The following is a 15,319-nucleotide window of genomic DNA, read 5'->3' as shown; positions in this document are numbered from 1 at the left end:
TCAAGAGGCGTTTCCCGCTCTCTCTTGGAGGCTTGTGACCATGGCAACCACCCGCACCGCGACCACCCAGTGGAAGGGCGCCCTCCTCGACGGCTCCGGCACCGTCTCCCTCGACTCCTCCGGGGTCGGCAGCTACGAGGTCTCCTGGCCCTCGCGCGCCGAGGCGGCCAACGGCAAGACGAGCCCCGAGGAGCTCATCGCGGCGGCGCACTCGTCCTGCTTCTCGATGGCCTTCTCCCACGCCCTCGCCGGCGCGGGCAGCCCTCCGGAACTGCTCCAGACCCAGGCCGACGTGACGTTCCAGCCGGGCGAGGGCATCACCGGCATCGTCCTGTCCGTCAAGGGCACCGTTCCGGGCATCAGCGCCGAGCAGTTCGAAGCCCTTGCCCAGGACGCGAAGGCCAACTGCCCCGTCAGCAAGGCCCTGGCCGCGGTGAACATCACCCTCCGGGCCGAACTCCTCGCCTGACGGCCGCCGCACCCGCACTGCCCCCGGCGCGGTGCGCCGGCTCTCCCCCTCCGGAGAGCCGGTGCGCCGCGCCGGGGTCGTCAGTGGCGGGGTCGTCAGTGGCGGGTCACCCGGACCTCCCATTCGCCGGTGGCGTCGCGGCCCAGGACCCGGACCGTCAGGCCATCCGCCGGGTCGGCGAAGGACTCGCCCACGCGGAAGGACGCGTCGTTGAGGGAGTTGAACGATCCGCTGCTGAAGTCGCAGGCGCTGGTGGTGGGATGGGAGTCCCGGACGGTCACCGGGCCGGCGCCGGAGTCGATGTCGGTACGGACCTGGTAGACCAGTACGCCCTCGCGGCAGGCCTCGCGGTCGTTGCCGGACGCCTGCCGGGCCTCGATCACATAGGCGCGGGTCCGCCCGTAGGGAACGACAACGGCCTTGCGGCCGCCGGGCAGTGAGACGGCGCGCAGCGCGTACGTCCATTCGCCGCGTACCGACGCGCAGGCGATCTGCGAGTCGTCCAGCCAGCCGAGCCGCCATTTGTGCCAGGCGAGCAGGTCGCCGCCCAGGCCCCAGTCCAGCGACATGGTGTCCCACTGACCGGCGAGGGTGTCGGTGCGCTGGAAGTCGTCGGCCGCGTAGAGGTCGGGGAGGCCGAAGGCGTGGCCGTTCTCGTGGCTGAGGACGCGGGAGCCCGACTGGTCGTGGCCGTAGATCAGCGAGACCCGGTCGAGTCGGGCGCCGTCGTCGGTGGTGGCGGCCGAGGCGCCGGTCCAGGTGACCGACAGGACGGCCTCGTCCGCGGGCGGGCCCGCGTTCGGGGTGACGAGGATGTTGACCAGGTCGTAGCCGCGGAAGTTGATTCCCCGGTCGGCCACCGAGAGCAGATCGCGCATCATCGCCATGTGCGCGTCCCAGCCGTAGCCGCGGCCGATCCCGTACGAGGAGAAGGGCCGGGGCATCCGGATGTAGTGCATCACGGGCGTCGACTCGTAGCGCAGCTTTCCGTACGAGCCGCGGTCGAACCACTGCTGGACGGCGGGGAAGAACTCCGCGTACCGCTCACTGGCGCTGTACGGCGCGGGCGCGTCGGAGAAGTCGATGAAGAGGGTCAGGGCCCGTACCCGGCCGGTCGACGGGGCGAACTCGCTGCCCACCCCGCGCGCGAACCGGTCGGGAAAGCCCTCCGACATCGCGGTGCCGGGTGTCGCGCGCAGGGCGCACGGCCGGGCGGCCGTCGGCGGGGAGTAGGCGGCCCGCGGCCCGGAAGCGGCCGTACTGCCCACCGCGAGCAGCGCGACAGCCCCGAGGGCGGCTGCCTTGAGCCACACGCCGGGTATCCACGGTATTCGCCCATCGGTCGCCACCGCGCTATTCCTGGCCGACCTTGACGACCCAGGAGCCGTCCAGGGAGCGGGCGGCGACCATCACGTGCACATGGCCGGCTTCGTAGGTGTAGGACTCGCCCGCGGCGAGCGGCGCGTCGGCCAGCGGCGGGTAGGAAGAGCGGTCGTGGCAGGCGGAGGTGGCGGGATGGCCGTCCAGGACGGAGACGGGCCCGTCGCCGGACTCGGTGTCGGAGCGCACCTCGTAGAGCAGCACGCCCTCCCGGCACAGGCCCACGTCGTTACCGGTCGCGGTGCGCGCCTCGATGGCGAGCGCGGTGCGTTGCCCGGTGCGGACGACGACGAGCTTGGTGCCGCCCGGGGTCTCCAGCGGCGACAGCTCGTGCCAGCTGGTGCCGGACCGGGACACGCACTGCACCTGGCTCTCCCGCAGCCAGCCCAACCTCCACTTGTGCCAGGCGAACGGCTCCGGGGCCAGGCCGAACTGGCTGCCCATGAGGTCCCAGTCGCCCACATGGGTGTCCCAGTCGGCGTCGCTGCCGATGGCCGGCCGGGAGTACAGGTCGGGGAGGTCGAAGACATGGCCGGTCTCGTGGGCCAGCACGTTGTGGTCCGGCGGGTGTTGCTCGAAGACCGTGACCAGCCGCCGCAGATCCTTGCCGTCGGCCCGCATCGGGGTGGCCAGGTTCACGACCTTGGTGGCGTCCGCGTCGACGCCGGGGGCGTCCGGGTCCGCGACGAGATAGACGAAGTCGTACGCGGCGAAGTCCACCGAGGGGTCGGCCGTGGCGATCGCGTCCCGCAGGTACCGGGAGCGGTTGTCCGGGCCCCAGTCGCGCCGGATCTCGTAGTCGGTGGACTTCCGCGGCATCGTGAACCAGCGGTCGAGGGGGTGGGCGCGCAACTGGAACTGCCCGTAGGAGGCCAGGTCGTAGAAGTGCGACGTGGCCGGGAAGTGGTCGGCGGCGACCTCGGCGGGGGTCAGGGCCGGCACGGCGTCGGGGAACGAGAGGAAGATCATCACGGCGTCCAGGGCCGCGTGCGGCCGGGAGTACGTGGTGTTCCACGTGTCCACTCCTTCGGAGTGGTGGGCCGAGGTGCGCGGCAGGGCACAGTCGCCGCCGGGTGCGGCGGTCGCGGCGGGCCCGGCGACGAGCGTCCAGGCGACGACGGCGGCAAAGACACTCGCCGCCGCCGCCATCGCGCGCAGGGGTCGCCGCCGCGCCCGTATGAGGAAGCCTGACCGCCGCACATGGACCTCCGGGGAGGAATCGTGAGCCCGTTCGGGCCGCCCACACCACGTTGCTATGAATTAAGGCGATATGTCCTGTTGGGTTGCTCCGCATGGGGTGATTCGCGCTCGATCACTGTGCGTAATGGCCAATCCGAATCGGTCAGTTGCTCGCCGCAATCGTGCAGAAACGATCAATCCGTCAGCCTGCGTGCCGAGAATCACCACGACGGCGCTGGATCCGCCGCTCCGCCAGCGCCTATGATCGCCACCGAGACCAGCGCGACACGGGGAGCGGGCAATGGGCGGACCCTCGGGCGGCCCCAGCGCCGAACCCGACATCACACCGGTAATGCTCACGCAGAGTAATGGCTCACCACCGGGGCCGCTCGGTTCCACGACCGGTGAACCGCGCGACTACCGCGCCGCCTTCACCGCGGCCCGGCTGCCCATGGCGCTGGTGGACCGCGACGGCTGGGTGCTGGAGGCCAACCAGGCGCTCGGCGCGCTCCTCGGCACCAGCCCCGCCCGGCTCGGCAACCGCGTCGCCGCCGGGCTGCTGGGACTGGCCGAGGACGATCCGGCACGCATCGCCTACCGCGAGGTGCTGAGCGGCCGCCGCGACCAACTGCGCTGCACCCGCCGCATCAAGCGCCGGGACGGCGGCTGGCTGTGGGCCGAGGTGACGCTCACCGGCACCGGGGGCGGCGGCGGGACCTGCGGGACCGCGCTGCTCTCCGTCGAGGACGTCGGCGAACGCCACCGCCTGCGCGAGCAGTTGCGCCATCTGCAGATGCACGACTCCGTCACCCGGCTGCCCAACCGGGCGCTGTTCTTCGAGCGGCTCTCCGCCGCCCTCGACGGCGCCGGCAGCAGGACCGGCCGGATCGGGCTGTGCTACCTCGACCTCGACGGCTTCAAGGCCATCAACGACACCCTCGGGCACCGGATCGGCGACCAGCTGCTCGCCGCCGTCGCCCAGCGGTTGCTGGCCTGTGCGGAGCCCGGCGGCAATCTGGTGGCCCGGCTCGGCGGCGACGAATTCGCCCTGCTCGTCAGGGACTCCACCGGCACCGGACAGGCCACCGTGCTGGCCGAGTCCGTACTCACCGCACTGCAGCGGCCGTTCGACGTGGACGGGCAGCGGCTCGCGGTGTCGGCGAGCATCGGTGTGGTCGAACGCGAGGTGGCCGGCAGCTCCGCCACCGGCCTGATGCAGGCCGCCGACACCACGCTCTACTGGGCCAAGGCCGACGGCAAGGCCCGCTGGACACTCTTCGACCCCGAGCGCAACGCCCACCGCATGACCCGGCAGGCGCTCTCCAGCACGCTGCGACAGGCCGTCGAACGCGGCGAGTTCATCCTGGAGTACCAGCCGCTCGTCGGGCTGGACAGCGGTGTACTGCACGGTGTCGAGGCCCTCGTCCGCTGGCAGCACCCGCACTTCGGGCGGCTGGCACCGGACCGGTTCATCGGCCTCGCCGAGGAGAACGGCTCCATCGTCCAGCTCGGCCGCTGGGTCCTTGCCGAATCGTGCCGCCAGGCGCGGGTCTGGCAGAAGGACCACCCGGACGACCCGATCTTCATCAGCGTCAACGTCGCGGTCCGCCAGGTCTGGGACTCCGACCTCGTCGCCGATGTCGCCGCCATCCTGGAGGAGACCGGACTGCCGCCGGAACTCCTGCAGTTGGAGCTGACCGAGTCCGCCGTCATGGGCTCGGCCGGCCGGCCGTTGCAGGCCCTGCACGCGCTGAGCGAGATGGGGGTGCGGATCGCCATCGACGACTTCGGCACCGGTTACTCCAACCTCGCCTACATGAGCCGGCTGCCCGTCTCCGCCCTCAAGCTCGACGGCTCCTTCGTCCAGGGCTTCCGCTCGGCGGAACACCCCAATCCCGCCGACGAGACCATCGTCGAGGCCCTGGTGGAACTCGCCCACCGGCTCGGGCTCACCGTCACCGCCGAATGCGTCGAGAACGCCGAACAGGCCGAGCGGCTGCGGCGGATCGGTTGCGACACCGGTCAGGGCTGGCACTACTCCCGCCCCGTCGCGGCCGAGCGGATCTCCGAACTGCTCGCGGGCTGACGGCGGCCGGTCGTGCATCGCGCACGGTCCGGCACCGGCCGGCGTCCGTCCGCCGCGCACCGCACATGCCGGAGCCCGCGTCCGTGGGGGGAAGGGACGCGGGCTCCGGATGGGGCGGTCAGGTCAGCAGGCTCCGAGGTCCTGCCACACGCCCCATTCGCCGGTGGTGCCGGGCTCCTCGCCCGTCGTCCACCACTTGGCCTTCCAGTTGTGGCCCTTCCAGGAGACCGTTCCGCTGGCGTTGGTGTAGATCGCGGTCGAGCTCCAGGAGGCCGCCGTGCAGGTGCCGGTGGGCGGCGTCGTCGGCGGGGTGGTGGGAGGCGTGGTCGGAGGCGTCGTGGGCGGAGTGGTCGGAGGCGTCGTCGGCGGGGTGGTCGGCGGCGTGGTGGTGCCGCAGCCGCTCGCCGAGCCGCCCACCGCGCTGCTGATCTTGTTGAGCAGCGTGGTGCCGGTGTCGAGGTCCAGGAGCGAGTACATCATCGCGCCGGCCAGTCCGCGGCAGTGCGCGTAGTCCGCGCGGGCCTGGATCGACTGGGCGTTGAGGCCGGTCCAGAACTCCGTGCCGTTGTAGAAGTACGAGGACTTCGACGCGTCGTCCCAGAAGGTGGTCGCGGGGTTGTCGACGATGCCGCCGAGCTCCTTGTAGTACGCGATACCGGGCTGCTGGCTGAGGCTGCGCGCCGGGGCGGGGCCGGTGGCGGGCTGGCCGAGACCGTGGTTGGCGCCGGCGGTGACGCCCGTCCAGCCGCGGTAGTAGAGCTCGTAGCCCAGCGTCAGCTTGTTGGCCGGGAAGCCGCCCGCGATGCCGTACGTGGTGTTGCCGTCGAGCCAGGAGTTCACCGCGTTGGTGACGTTGTACTTCTCGGTGCCCGGTGCGATCGGGTCGGTCGGGTCGGTGGCCGACTGGACGAGCGGCGACTGGTGGTACACCGGTCCGTCGGCGTCCCAGGCACCGTGCATGTCGTAGGTCATGATGTTCGCGTAGTCGAGGTACTGCCCGACCTTGTCGGTCTCGATGTGCGCGATCTTGTCCTGGCCGGCCGGCAGCGCGGCGGTCAGCAGCATCTTCTTGCCGCCGTTGGCGGTGCCGTATGCGTCGAGCTGCTTGCGGAACTCGGCGAGCAGCAGCGTGAAGTTCTGCTTGTCGGCCGCGTCCACGTGGTTGCCGAGGTGGCCACCCATCGAGCCCGGGTACTCCCAGTCGAGGTCGATGCCGTCGAACACGCCGGCCCCGGAGCCGGGGCCGCCGAAGCCGCCGTCGACGGGCAGGTTGCCCTTGATGTACTGGTCGACGCAGGAGGTGACGAACTTCTTGCGGCTCGCGTCGGTCTTCGCGGCGTCGGAGAAGTACTTGGAGTACGTCCAGCCGCCGATGGAGATGTTGACCTTCAGCTTCGGGTACTTCGCCTTGAGCTTCCGCAGCTGGTTGAACGCGCCGGTGATCGGCTGGTTCCAGGTGTCGGCCACCCCGTCGACGCTGTCGGCCGCGCCGAAGGACTTCTGGTAGTCCGCGAAGGAGTCGCCCGCGCCGTCACCGGCGCTGGGGTTGTTCTCGTCCTGCGAGGCGGCCTTGTTGGCCTCGAAACAGGTGAGGTCGGTCGGGTGGATGTTCCCGAACGAGTAGTTGATGACGTCCAGCTTGCTCGCTATCCCGCGGGTGTCGAGGTCCTTGGGGTAGAAGGCGTTGCCGTACACGCTCCACTGGTCGTAATAGGCGATCTTCACCCCGCCGCTGCTCGCGGCCGCGGCGGCCGGCTGGGTGTCGGTACCCGCGGCGCTCGCCGGGGCGAGCCCGCCGACGAGCGCGGTGATCGCGCCGAGGGCGAGGGCCGCACTGGTGGCGGCAGCCACGAGTGATCTTTTCTGGAGCTGCACGAAAGGCCTCCGGGGGGAGAGGGAGGAGCAGGGGGCTGCGCCATGAATAGCGCTCCTGAGATGCTCCGGTCAATGGTCTGAACCAGACTTAGGACTAGACCAATTGACGCGTTACCTACCCGCGGGAAACCGCCTCCGGCCAGCGAAAAGCCGCCTGTCGCAGGTGCTGACAAGCGGCTTTAGGCTGAGTTAAGGATGCGGAACATGACCTTCCGGGGGACGAACCACACCTCTCAGGGAAACCCAGCTTTAACCGGCGAAGCGATCGGCAGGGCGTTCTTGGGGGCGGCCTGCGGGGTGGCCCGACGGTCGGGCCGCGAGGCCGCCGCCGGGTGGCCGGAGAGACCTGCGATCCGCCGCCGAGTCCCTACGAACCGCCCGGCAGCCCGTACGCGTCCGCGATCAAAGCGTAGGACCGCAGGCGCGCCGCCGGGGTGTGCGCGTTGGCGGTGATGATCAGCTCGTCCGCGCCGGTCCGCTTCACCAGGGCGTCGAGCCCGTCGCGCACCTCCTCCGCGCCGCCGTGCACCACATTGACGAGCCAGGAGTCGATGAATTCCCGTTCCAGGGCGCTGAATTCGTACGCCGCGGCCTCCGCGGGGGACGGGATCAACCCCGGCCGCCCGGTGCGCAGCCGCAGCATGCCCAGCGCGCCGGTGAGCACCTGGCGGCGCGCCTCGGCGGGGTCGTCCGCCGCGAGCGCGGAGACGCCGATCGCGGCGTAGGGGCGGTCCAGGACCGCGGACGGGCGGAACGATTCGCGGTAGAGCTCCAGCGCGGGCACGGTGTTGGCCGCCGAGAAGTGGTGCGCGAAGGAGAACGGCAGACCCAGCGCGCCGGCCAGCCGGGCGCTGAAACCGGAGGAGCCGAGCAGCCAGACCGACGGACGGGACGCGGACTGCACCCCGCCGGCGACGGAGCCCTGCACCGGTCCGGGGATCGCGTGGATGCGCGCGTAGCGGTGCCCGTCGGGGAAGTCGTCGTCCAGGAACCGGGTCAGCTCGGCGAGTTGCTGCGGGAAGTCGTCGGCGCCGTCCGGGCGGTCGGTGCGGCGCAGCGCGGCGGCGGTGGCGCCGTCGGTGCCGGGCGCGCGGCCCAGACCCAGGTCGATCCGGCCGGGGGCGAGCGCCTCCAGGGTGCCGAACTGCTCGGCGATCACCAGCGGGGCGTGGTTGGGGAGCATCACTCCGCCGGAGCCGAGCCGGAGCGTCCGGGTGTACGCGGCGAGGTGGGCGAGGATCACGGCCGGGGAGGAACTGGCCACACCCGGCATCGAGTGGTGCTCGGCGACCCACATCCGGTGGAATCCGCGGGCTTCGGCGAGCTTGGCCAGTTCGACGCTGGCGCGCAGGGCGTGCGTCGCGGTGAGACCGCTTCCCACGGTCGCCAGGTCGAGCACCGACAGCGGCACGGGCGCGCTGCCGCGGGCTGCTCCGCGGATGTCATCGGTCGGCTGCGGTTCGTCTCCCACGGGGGCGCCTCTCTCGGTCATGTATTCGCCTGCGGCAACTTGAACCGGAGACCCACTCCGGTTATTCCCGGCCGATCTTCGCCCCGATCCGTCCTCGACAAGGCCGCTGTCATATGCCGTTGCGGCGCTTTCCTGCATATACGCACGAAGCCCACCAATCGCCCGGTCAACGGCCTCTCCCTCGACGGCTGTTGCGGCTATCGTGGGGAATGGCTCGGCTGCCGGGTCCGATCGGTACACCCGTCGGCCGTGACCAGCAGCTACGGCCGTGACGTACGGCACGCCGCACCGGACGCGAACGGCACACCTGCAGGGGGATTCCGTGGCGCTTGAGTACCGACAGATCGCGCCGGTGTACGCGGTCCAGTACGCGCTGCGCGTGCTGGAGGCGGTGGACCGCCACCGGTACGGCGTGACAGCCGAGCAGCTGGCCCGCGAGATCGGCGTGCCCATCGGCTATCTCTCACACCTGCTGGCCATGCTCAAGCGCGAGCGCTATCTCGCGTTCCTGCCCGGTGGCGGATACGTGACCGGCGAATCCCTCGTGCTGCTGGGCGCCGTCGACCGCGAGCAGGCGCTCGCCGACAAGCTCAACGCAATCCTGAACGAGCTGCGCGACGAGGTCGGCGCCGCGGTCTATTTCGGCCGTTACGACGACGGCGAGGTCACGGTGGTGGACGTGGCCGACGGGCCGACCACCCCGCGCGTGAACGAATGGGTGGACTTCCGCTCCTCCGCCCACGCCAGCGCGGTCGGCAAGTGCCTGCTCGCACAGCTCGACCACCGCAGCCGCCGCGAACACCTGTCCCGGCACCGGACGGCGCGGCTCACCTCCCGTACGGTCGTCAACGAGAAGGCCCTGCTGACCGAGCTGGAGAGCCGGCCGGCCAGCCACCCCATGCTCGACCTGCAGGAATACGCGGTCGGCACGGTCTGCGCGGCGGTCCCGGTCACCATCGGGAAGACCGTCGCCTGCCTGGCGCTGTCGATGCCCACCTCCCAGGCGCACCGCCTCAAGCCGGCCGTCGACACCCTGAACGAGCGCGCGGCACCGGTGCTGCTCTCGCTCAGCTTCTGATCCACCGGACCGGGCACTCCGGCAGGCGGGGCCTTCGGCGTGGGTGGTCCGCCGGGCCGGGCGGTGAGAGGGTTGTTACGTCAGCCCTTATCCCTGTCTGTCCAGGAAGGTGGCGAAATGCCATGGCTGAACACCCGAACGCCGCGCTGGTCCGCAAGGGCTATGAGGCGTTCTCGGCGGGCGACATGGAGACTCTCGGTGGAATGATGACGGCCGACTGCGCGCACCATGTCCCCGGGAACAGCATGCTGTCCGGTGACTTCAAGGGCCTGGAGGCGGTTCTCGGCTACTACGCGCAGCTCGCCACGGAGACGACCGGCACTCTGCGCGTCGAGTTGCGGAAGCTCTTCGTCGACGGCCGGGGTCATGTGATGTCGGTGCACCAGATCACCGCCGAGCGGGCCGGCAAGAAGCTCGACATGGCGGGCGGCATCGTGTTCCGCGTCATCGGAGACAAGATCACCGACCTCGACGAATGCGTGGAGGACATCGCGGCGGCGGACGACTTCTGGGCCTGACCACGCACGGCCGAAACGACCACAGAAAACGACCACAGAAACAACGCCGAGAACGACCAAGGGCGCTCTCCCGAAGGAAGAGCGCCCTTGGTCGATCACTTGCCTCGCTGTGCGCCGCCAGGGACTCGAACCCCGGACCCGCTGATTAAGAGTCAGCTGCTCTAACCAACTGAGCTAGCGGCGCGTGCTGACATGGAAGATCGTACCCGATGCCCCGGGGTGCTGAAAAACCGGCGGCGGATCTCCGCCAGGCGGGATCCTGCCAGGCCGTGCCGGTGCGCGACGCGGCTCCGGGCCGATAGATCATGTGCATGACGCCGATAAGACGCCGTGCCTCCCTGCTCGCCAGCGCCACCGCGCTCGCGCTCAGTACCGGAATCCTCCTTCCCACGACCCCCGCGGCGGCCGCCCCGGGCGCCACCCCGCGCACCGCGGTACCGCAGGCCAAGACGTACGACATCACCCTGGTCACCGGGGACGTCGTGCACTTCGCCGACGGGGCCGGCACCCTGGACACCGTCACCGTGGACCGCCCGCACGGCGCCCCAGGTGGTGTGCACATCCAGCAGGCGGGCGGTGAGACGTACGTCCTGCCCGACGAGGCGCTGCCGCTGCTCGCCGCCGGCAAGCTCGACCGCCGGCTGTTCGACCTGACGGCGCTGGTGAAGATGGGCTACGACGACGCACGCTCCGGCGGCGTTCCCCTGATCGCCACCTACTCCGCGGCCGCCCGCAACGCCCGGTCGCTGCCCGCCGCCCCCGCGGGCAGCGCCACCACCCGCCTGCTGCCGAGCATCGGCGGCGCGGCGCTCAAGGCGCGCAAGAAGGAGACCCGGGCCTTCTGGCAGGACGTCGTGGCCGCACCGGCGACCGCGGCGGCGGGCGCCAGGTCGCTCGACAACGGCATCGACAAGCTGTGGCTGGACGGCCGGGTCGAGGCGAGCCTGAAGGAGTCGGTTCCGCAGATCAACGCGCCGCAGGCGTGGGCACAGGGCTACGACGGCAAGGGCCGCAAGGTCGCCATCCTGGACACCGGGATCGACGACACCCACCCGGACCTGAAGGACCAGGTCTCCGCCGAGCAGAGCTTCGTCCCCGACCAGGCCGTCACCGACAGGAACGGTCACGGCACGCACGTCGCCTCGACGATCGCGGGCACGGGCGCCGCCTCCAACGGCGACTACAAGGGCGTCGCGCCCGGCGCGAAGCTGCTGATCGGCAAGGTGCTGTCCAACGAGGGCTCCGGCGAGGACTCCTGGATCATCGCCGGCATGGAGTGGGCCAAGGCCCAGGGCGCCGACGTGGTCAGCATGAGCCTCGGCTCGCCCGTTCCGGACGACGGCACCGACCCGATGTCGCAGGCGGTCGACAACCTCTCGGCGAACGGCGGGCCGCTCTTCGTCGTCGCCGCCGGAAACGCATACGAAGCCGGCTCCATCGGCTCTCCCGGCTCGGCGGCCGCGGCGCTGACCGTCGCCGCCGTGGACAAGCAGGACGGCCGCGCCGACTTCTCCAGCATGGGTCCGCTGAGCGGCTCGTACGCGCTGAAGCCGGACATCTCGGCGCCCGGCGTCGACATCACAGCCGCCCGCTCGCAGGCGCTCGCCTCCGGCAGCGGCATGTACCAGACCATGTCCGGCACCTCGATGGCCACCCCGCACGTGGCCGGCGCCGCCGCGATCCTCAAGCAGCGGCACCCCGACTGGAGCGCGCAGCAGCTCAAGGACGCGCTGATGAGCTCGTCCAAGCAGCTCACCGCCTTCACACCGTACGAGATGGGCACCGGGCGGCTCGATGTGCTCGCCGCCGTCGACGCCACGGTCCAGGCCACCGGCTCGGTCGGCGCCGCCGTCTACAAGTGGCCGCACGCCGGGGCCGCGAGCACCACCCGCACCATCACCTACCGCAACAACGGCACGGCCGACGTCACGCTGAACCTGGCACTGGACCCCGCCGCCCAGGCGGCCGGCGCCTACACGCTGTCCGCGAGGACGGTCGCCGTCCCGGCGGGCGGCACCGGCACGGTCACCCTCACCCTCGACCCCGCGACCGTCCCGTCCGCGACCACCTTCTCCGGCCAGGTCACCGCCACCGACGCGGCCGGCGGCAAGGCCGTCGCACACACCGGTTTCGCGCTCACCAAGGAGCAGGAGCTCTACGACTACACGATCAAGCTGACCGGACGCGACGGGAAGCCGGCCGCCGGCCGGGTCGTCCTCGCCGAGAAGGACAGCCCGTACCCGTCGCCCATCGACGTGGCCGGCGAGCGCACCCTGCGGCTGCCGCCCGGCACGTACATGGCCTACGCGGAGCTCGAGGTCGCCGGCGACACCCCGGACTCCCGCGGCCTGGCGGTGCTCACCAGCCCCGAGACCGTGCTCACCAAGAACACCACGGTGGCGCTCGACGCGAGCACAGCGCACAAGGTCAGCGCCCGCGTCCCGCAGGAGACCGAGCAGCGGCAGCTGCACCTGGACCTGGCCCGCACCTTCTCCAACGGCAACCTCATCCGCGACGCGTACATCGTGCCGCCCGCATTCGACACCATCTACGCCGCGCCCACCGGGAAGGTCACCGACGGCACCTTCTCCTTCGTGACCCGCTGGCGGCTCGGTGAGAAGCAGGTCGACGCCTCGGCGCACGGCCGTGACATCGAGCTGACGCCGCAGGCCGGCGCCACCGTCACCGACGGCTCGGCCAAGCTGCGCGTCGTCACCGCGGGCAAGGGCGCGGCGGCCGACTACAAGGGCCTGGACGCCAAGGGCAAGGCCGTCGTCGTCACCCGAAGCGACGACGCCTCCCCCGCCGACCGGGCCGCGAACGCCGCGGCGGCGGGCGCCAAGCTGCTGATCGTCGTCAACGACGGCACCGGCCGGCTCTCCGAGTACTACGCGGACGACGCGGGCACCAGTACCCCGCTCGGCGTCGTCTCGATGATGCGCGACGCGGGCGCCCGGCTCGTCGCCGACGCCAAGGGCGGCAAGCTCACCCTCGACGTCACGCAGCGCACCTACCCGCGCTACCTCTACGACCTGCTCTCCCAGCAGGACGGCGCGATCCCCGACCGGTCGCTGGCCTACACCCCCGACCCCAAGCGCGACCTGGCCCGGATCGACGCGAAGTACGACGGCGACCGGCAGCGTGCCGGCGGCGGCTTCCGCTACGACATCCCCGCCTGGGGGCCGGGTGTCGGCTTCGCAGAGAAGGAGTCCTACCCCAGCGAGCGCACCGAGTACGTCTCGCAGCAGCACGGCGCCGGCTTCTGGTACGAGGACCACGCCGTCTACAAGCCCGACTACTCGGACGAGCTGTTCGAGATGCGCGGCGGCAACGACCACTTCACCGCGGGCCGGCACTACACCACCGAATGGTTCGGCGGGGTCCAGCGGCCGCGCCTGGGCCAGGCGTTCTGGGGCCCGAACCGCAGCATCTACAACGACATCCAGTTCAACATCACCCTGTGGACGGACGCGGGCGCGGGCCATTCCGGCTCGATGCCGTCGGACGAGTACAACGGCGCCACCACCTACGCCGCCTACCAGGGCGACACCCTGATCGAGCAGGGCATCGGCCGGGCCGGCGGGCTGTGGAACGTCTCCCCGCAGACCCTCCCGTACCGGCTGGTGCTGGACTCGTCGCGGGACGCGAAGGAGTGGAAGAGCTCGATTCGCACCCACACCGAGTGGGGCTTCGTCTCCGGCGCGCTCCCGCAGGACGGTGCGTGGCAGGAGGACGTCAAGCTCCTGCAACTCGACTACGACGTGGCCACGGACACCGCCGGCGACGTCAAGGCCGGGCAGTGGACGCAGATCGGGCTCTCGTCCGCCACGCAGGAGTGGCTGGCCGGTGTGACGAAGGCCACCAAGGCGACGCTGTCGGTCTCCTACGACGACGGCAGGACCTACGCACCGGTCACCCTGGTCCGCACCGGCGACGGCAAGTGGACGTCGTTCGTCAGGACGCCGCAGAAGCCCGGTGGCTCGGTCTCGCTCAAGGCCACCGCGCAGGACGGCAAGGGCGGCACCGTCAGCCAGGAGATCATCCGGGCCTTCGGACTGCGCTGATCCCGGCGTGATCGTTCCGAGCCGATCATGACGCGGGGCCGGAGAGGAGGGTGGTCATCAGCACCCCCTCCGGCCCCGTATGATTGACCCCGCAAGCGCCGCTAGCTCAGTTGGTTAGAGCAGCTGACTCTTAATCAGCGGGTCCGGGGTTCGAGTCCCTGGCGGCGCACAGACGGTCGAAGGCCCCTCGCGAAAGCGGGGGGCCTTCGCCGTTCCCGGGCGCGCGGGCCCAGGCCTCGGTGCGGCGGGGCCTCAGCGCACCGGCTCGGGCAGGATCTGGCGGGGGACGGTTCTGGGGTGGCCGGGACGGCTCCATTCGCGGGGGTAGCCGACCGAGACCTCCTCGAAGCGCACCCCGTCGTACCAGGCGGTCCGGGGAATGTGCAGATGGCCGTAGACCACCGCGCTCACCTTGAACCGCCTGTGCCAGTCCGCCGTCTGCTCGGTGCCGCACCACTGGGCGAACTCCGGGTAGTGCAGGATCCGGGTCGGCTGGCGCACCAGCGGGAAGTGGTTGACCAGGACCAGCGGCAGCGCCGGGTCGCAGTCCCGCAGCCGCCGCTCGGACTCCCTCACGCGGGCCCGGCACCACGCGTCGCGGCTCGGATACGGATCGGGATGCAGCAGGAACTCGTCACTGCACACGATCCCGGACTTGTACGCCTGCGCGAGCGACTCCTCCTTGGTCGAGGCGGTCTCGGTGCGGAAGGTGTAGTCGTAGAGGACGAACAGCGGAACGACGACGGCCGGGCCGCCCGCGCCCTCCCAGACCGGGAACGGGTCCTCCGGGGTGAGCACGCCCAGCGACCGGCACATCTCGACCAGATGCCGGTAGCGGGCCTCGCCGCGTAACTGGACCGGGTCCTCGGCCGGGGTCCACAGGTCATGGTTGCCCGGCGCCCACACCACCCGGGCGTATCGGCTGCTCAGCAGGGTCAGCGCCCGCTCGATGCCGTCCGTCAGCTCGCCGACGTCGCCCGCGACGATCAGCCAGTCGGTGTCCGACTCGGGGCGCAGGCCCTCGACGATCTTCCGGTTCTCCGCGAACGCCACGTGCAGGTCGCTGATCCCCCAGAGCTTCCCATCCGGCATATGCAGACGGTAGGCGGATCCGGGCGCGGGCGATACCCCGCCCAACGGGTGATCCTGGCCTACGCCTGGCGCGCCGGTCCGCTGCACCGCCCGGGCGGCGGAAGTGT

Annotated in this window: 10 protein-coding genes and 2 tRNA genes; 6 read left to right on the top strand and 6 right to left on the bottom strand. The window is 71.0% G+C overall.

Going from position 1 to position 15,319, the window contains the following annotated elements; all coding sequences use genetic code 11:
* Window positions 1–40: 40 nt before the first annotated feature.
* Window positions 41–469, top strand: coding sequence for an OsmC family protein (locus AC07DC_RS12175; RefSeq protein WP_478914287.1), 429 nt, complete (start codon window positions 41–43; stop codon window positions 467–469).
* 95 nt (window positions 470–564) lie between these two features.
* On the opposite strand, the gene AC07DC_RS12170 is transcribed toward AC07DC_RS12175, so the two are convergent.
* Both AC07DC_RS12170 and AC07DC_RS12165 read right to left on the bottom strand, forming a co-directional pair.
* Window positions 565–1,782, bottom strand: coding sequence for a M6 family metalloprotease domain-containing protein (locus AC07DC_RS12170; protein ID WP_478914286.1), 1,218 nt, complete (start codon window positions 1,780–1,782; stop codon window positions 565–567).
* 40 nt (window positions 1,783–1,822) lie between these two features.
* Window positions 1,823–2,998 (bottom strand): M6 family metalloprotease domain-containing protein, encoded by a 1,176-nt coding sequence (locus AC07DC_RS12165; RefSeq protein ID WP_478914620.1) that lies wholly within the window; start codon window positions 2,996–2,998, stop codon window positions 1,823–1,825.
* A gap of 331 nt (window positions 2,999–3,329) precedes the next feature.
* Here AC07DC_RS12165 and AC07DC_RS12160 point away from each other — a divergent pair, with 331 nt between their 5' ends.
* Window positions 3,330–5,114: a putative bifunctional diguanylate cyclase/phosphodiesterase gene (locus AC07DC_RS12160; protein WP_478914285.1), complete on the top strand. Its 1,785-nt coding sequence runs from the start codon at window positions 3,330–3,332 to the stop codon at window positions 5,112–5,114.
* Between the two features lie 123 nt (window positions 5,115–5,237).
* Here the strand turns inward: AC07DC_RS12160 and AC07DC_RS12155 are convergent, their stop codons facing one another.
* Together AC07DC_RS12155 and AC07DC_RS12150 are read right to left on the bottom strand one after the other, a co-directional pair.
* Window positions 5,238–6,965 carry a glycosyl hydrolase family 18 protein gene (locus AC07DC_RS12155; RefSeq protein WP_478914284.1) on the bottom strand — a complete coding sequence of 576 codons (1,728 nt, stop codon included), beginning with the start codon at window positions 6,963–6,965 and terminating at the stop codon, window positions 5,238–5,240.
* Window positions 6,966–7,356: 391 nt separating this feature from the next.
* On the bottom strand, window positions 7,357–8,481 hold the full coding sequence (locus AC07DC_RS12150) for an LLM class flavin-dependent oxidoreductase (protein WP_478914283.1): 1,125 nt from the start codon (window positions 8,479–8,481) through the stop codon (window positions 7,357–7,359).
* Between the two features lie 301 nt (window positions 8,482–8,782).
* On the opposite strand from AC07DC_RS12150, the gene AC07DC_RS12145 reads away from it, so the two are divergent.
* Window positions 8,783–9,538 (top strand): IclR family transcriptional regulator, encoded by a 756-nt coding sequence (locus AC07DC_RS12145; RefSeq protein WP_478914282.1) that lies wholly within the window; start codon window positions 8,783–8,785, stop codon window positions 9,536–9,538.
* 122 nt (window positions 9,539–9,660) lie between these two features.
* On the top strand, window positions 9,661–10,056 hold the full coding sequence (locus tag AC07DC_RS12140; RefSeq protein ID WP_478914281.1) for a nuclear transport factor 2 family protein: 396 nt from the start codon (window positions 9,661–9,663) through the stop codon (window positions 10,054–10,056).
* A 110-nt stretch (window positions 10,057–10,166) separates the two neighbouring features.
* On the opposite strand, the gene AC07DC_RS12135 is transcribed toward AC07DC_RS12140, so the two are convergent.
* Window positions 10,167–10,240: transfer RNA gene (locus tag AC07DC_RS12135), tRNA-Lys, on the bottom strand.
* Window positions 10,241–10,367: 127 nt separating this feature from the next.
* On the opposite strand from AC07DC_RS12135, the gene AC07DC_RS12130 reads away from it, so the two are divergent.
* Complete coding sequence (locus AC07DC_RS12130) at window positions 10,368–14,120, top strand: S8 family peptidase (protein ID WP_478914280.1); 3,753 nt, start codon at window positions 10,368–10,370, stop codon at window positions 14,118–14,120.
* Between the two features lie 95 nt (window positions 14,121–14,215).
* Window positions 14,216–14,289, top strand: a tRNA-Lys gene (locus AC07DC_RS12125).
* A gap of 83 nt (window positions 14,290–14,372) precedes the next feature.
* Here the strand turns inward: AC07DC_RS12125 and AC07DC_RS12120 are convergent.
* Window positions 14,373–15,212 (bottom strand): metallophosphoesterase family protein, encoded by an 840-nt coding sequence (locus AC07DC_RS12120; protein WP_478914279.1) that lies wholly within the window; start codon window positions 15,210–15,212, stop codon window positions 14,373–14,375.
* Window positions 15,213–15,319 lie beyond the last annotated feature (107 nt).

The sequence above is a fragment of the Streptomyces sp. NPDC045021 genome, assembly GCF_056432645.1.
Note: the sequence above shows the minus strand (reverse complement) of the source record. Positions and strands in the feature narration are given on the sequence as shown.

What these genes read in the sequence shown, in the direction of transcription:
- AC07DC_RS12175 (WP_478914287.1), top strand. Translation starts at nt 41, where the DNA reads ATGGCAACCACCCGCACCGCGACCACCCAGTGGAAGGGCGCCCTCCTC.
- AC07DC_RS12165 (WP_478914620.1), bottom strand. Translation starts at nt 2,998, where the DNA reads ATGGCGGCGGCGGCGAGTGTCTTTGCCGCCGTCGTCGCCTGGACGCTC.
- AC07DC_RS12160 (WP_478914285.1), top strand. Translation starts at nt 3,330, where the DNA reads ATGGGCGGACCCTCGGGCGGCCCCAGCGCCGAACCCGACATCACACCG.
- AC07DC_RS12150 (WP_478914283.1), bottom strand. Translation starts at nt 8,481, where the DNA reads ATGACCGAGAGAGGCGCCCCCGTGGGAGACGAACCGCAGCCGACCGAT.
- AC07DC_RS12140 (WP_478914281.1), top strand. Translation starts at nt 9,661, where the DNA reads ATGGCTGAACACCCGAACGCCGCGCTGGTCCGCAAGGGCTATGAGGCG.
- AC07DC_RS12130 (WP_478914280.1), top strand. Translation starts at nt 10,368, where the DNA reads ATGACGCCGATAAGACGCCGTGCCTCCCTGCTCGCCAGCGCCACCGCG.
- AC07DC_RS12120 (WP_478914279.1), bottom strand. Translation starts at nt 15,212, where the DNA reads ATGCCGGATGGGAAGCTCTGGGGGATCAGCGACCTGCACGTGGCGTTC.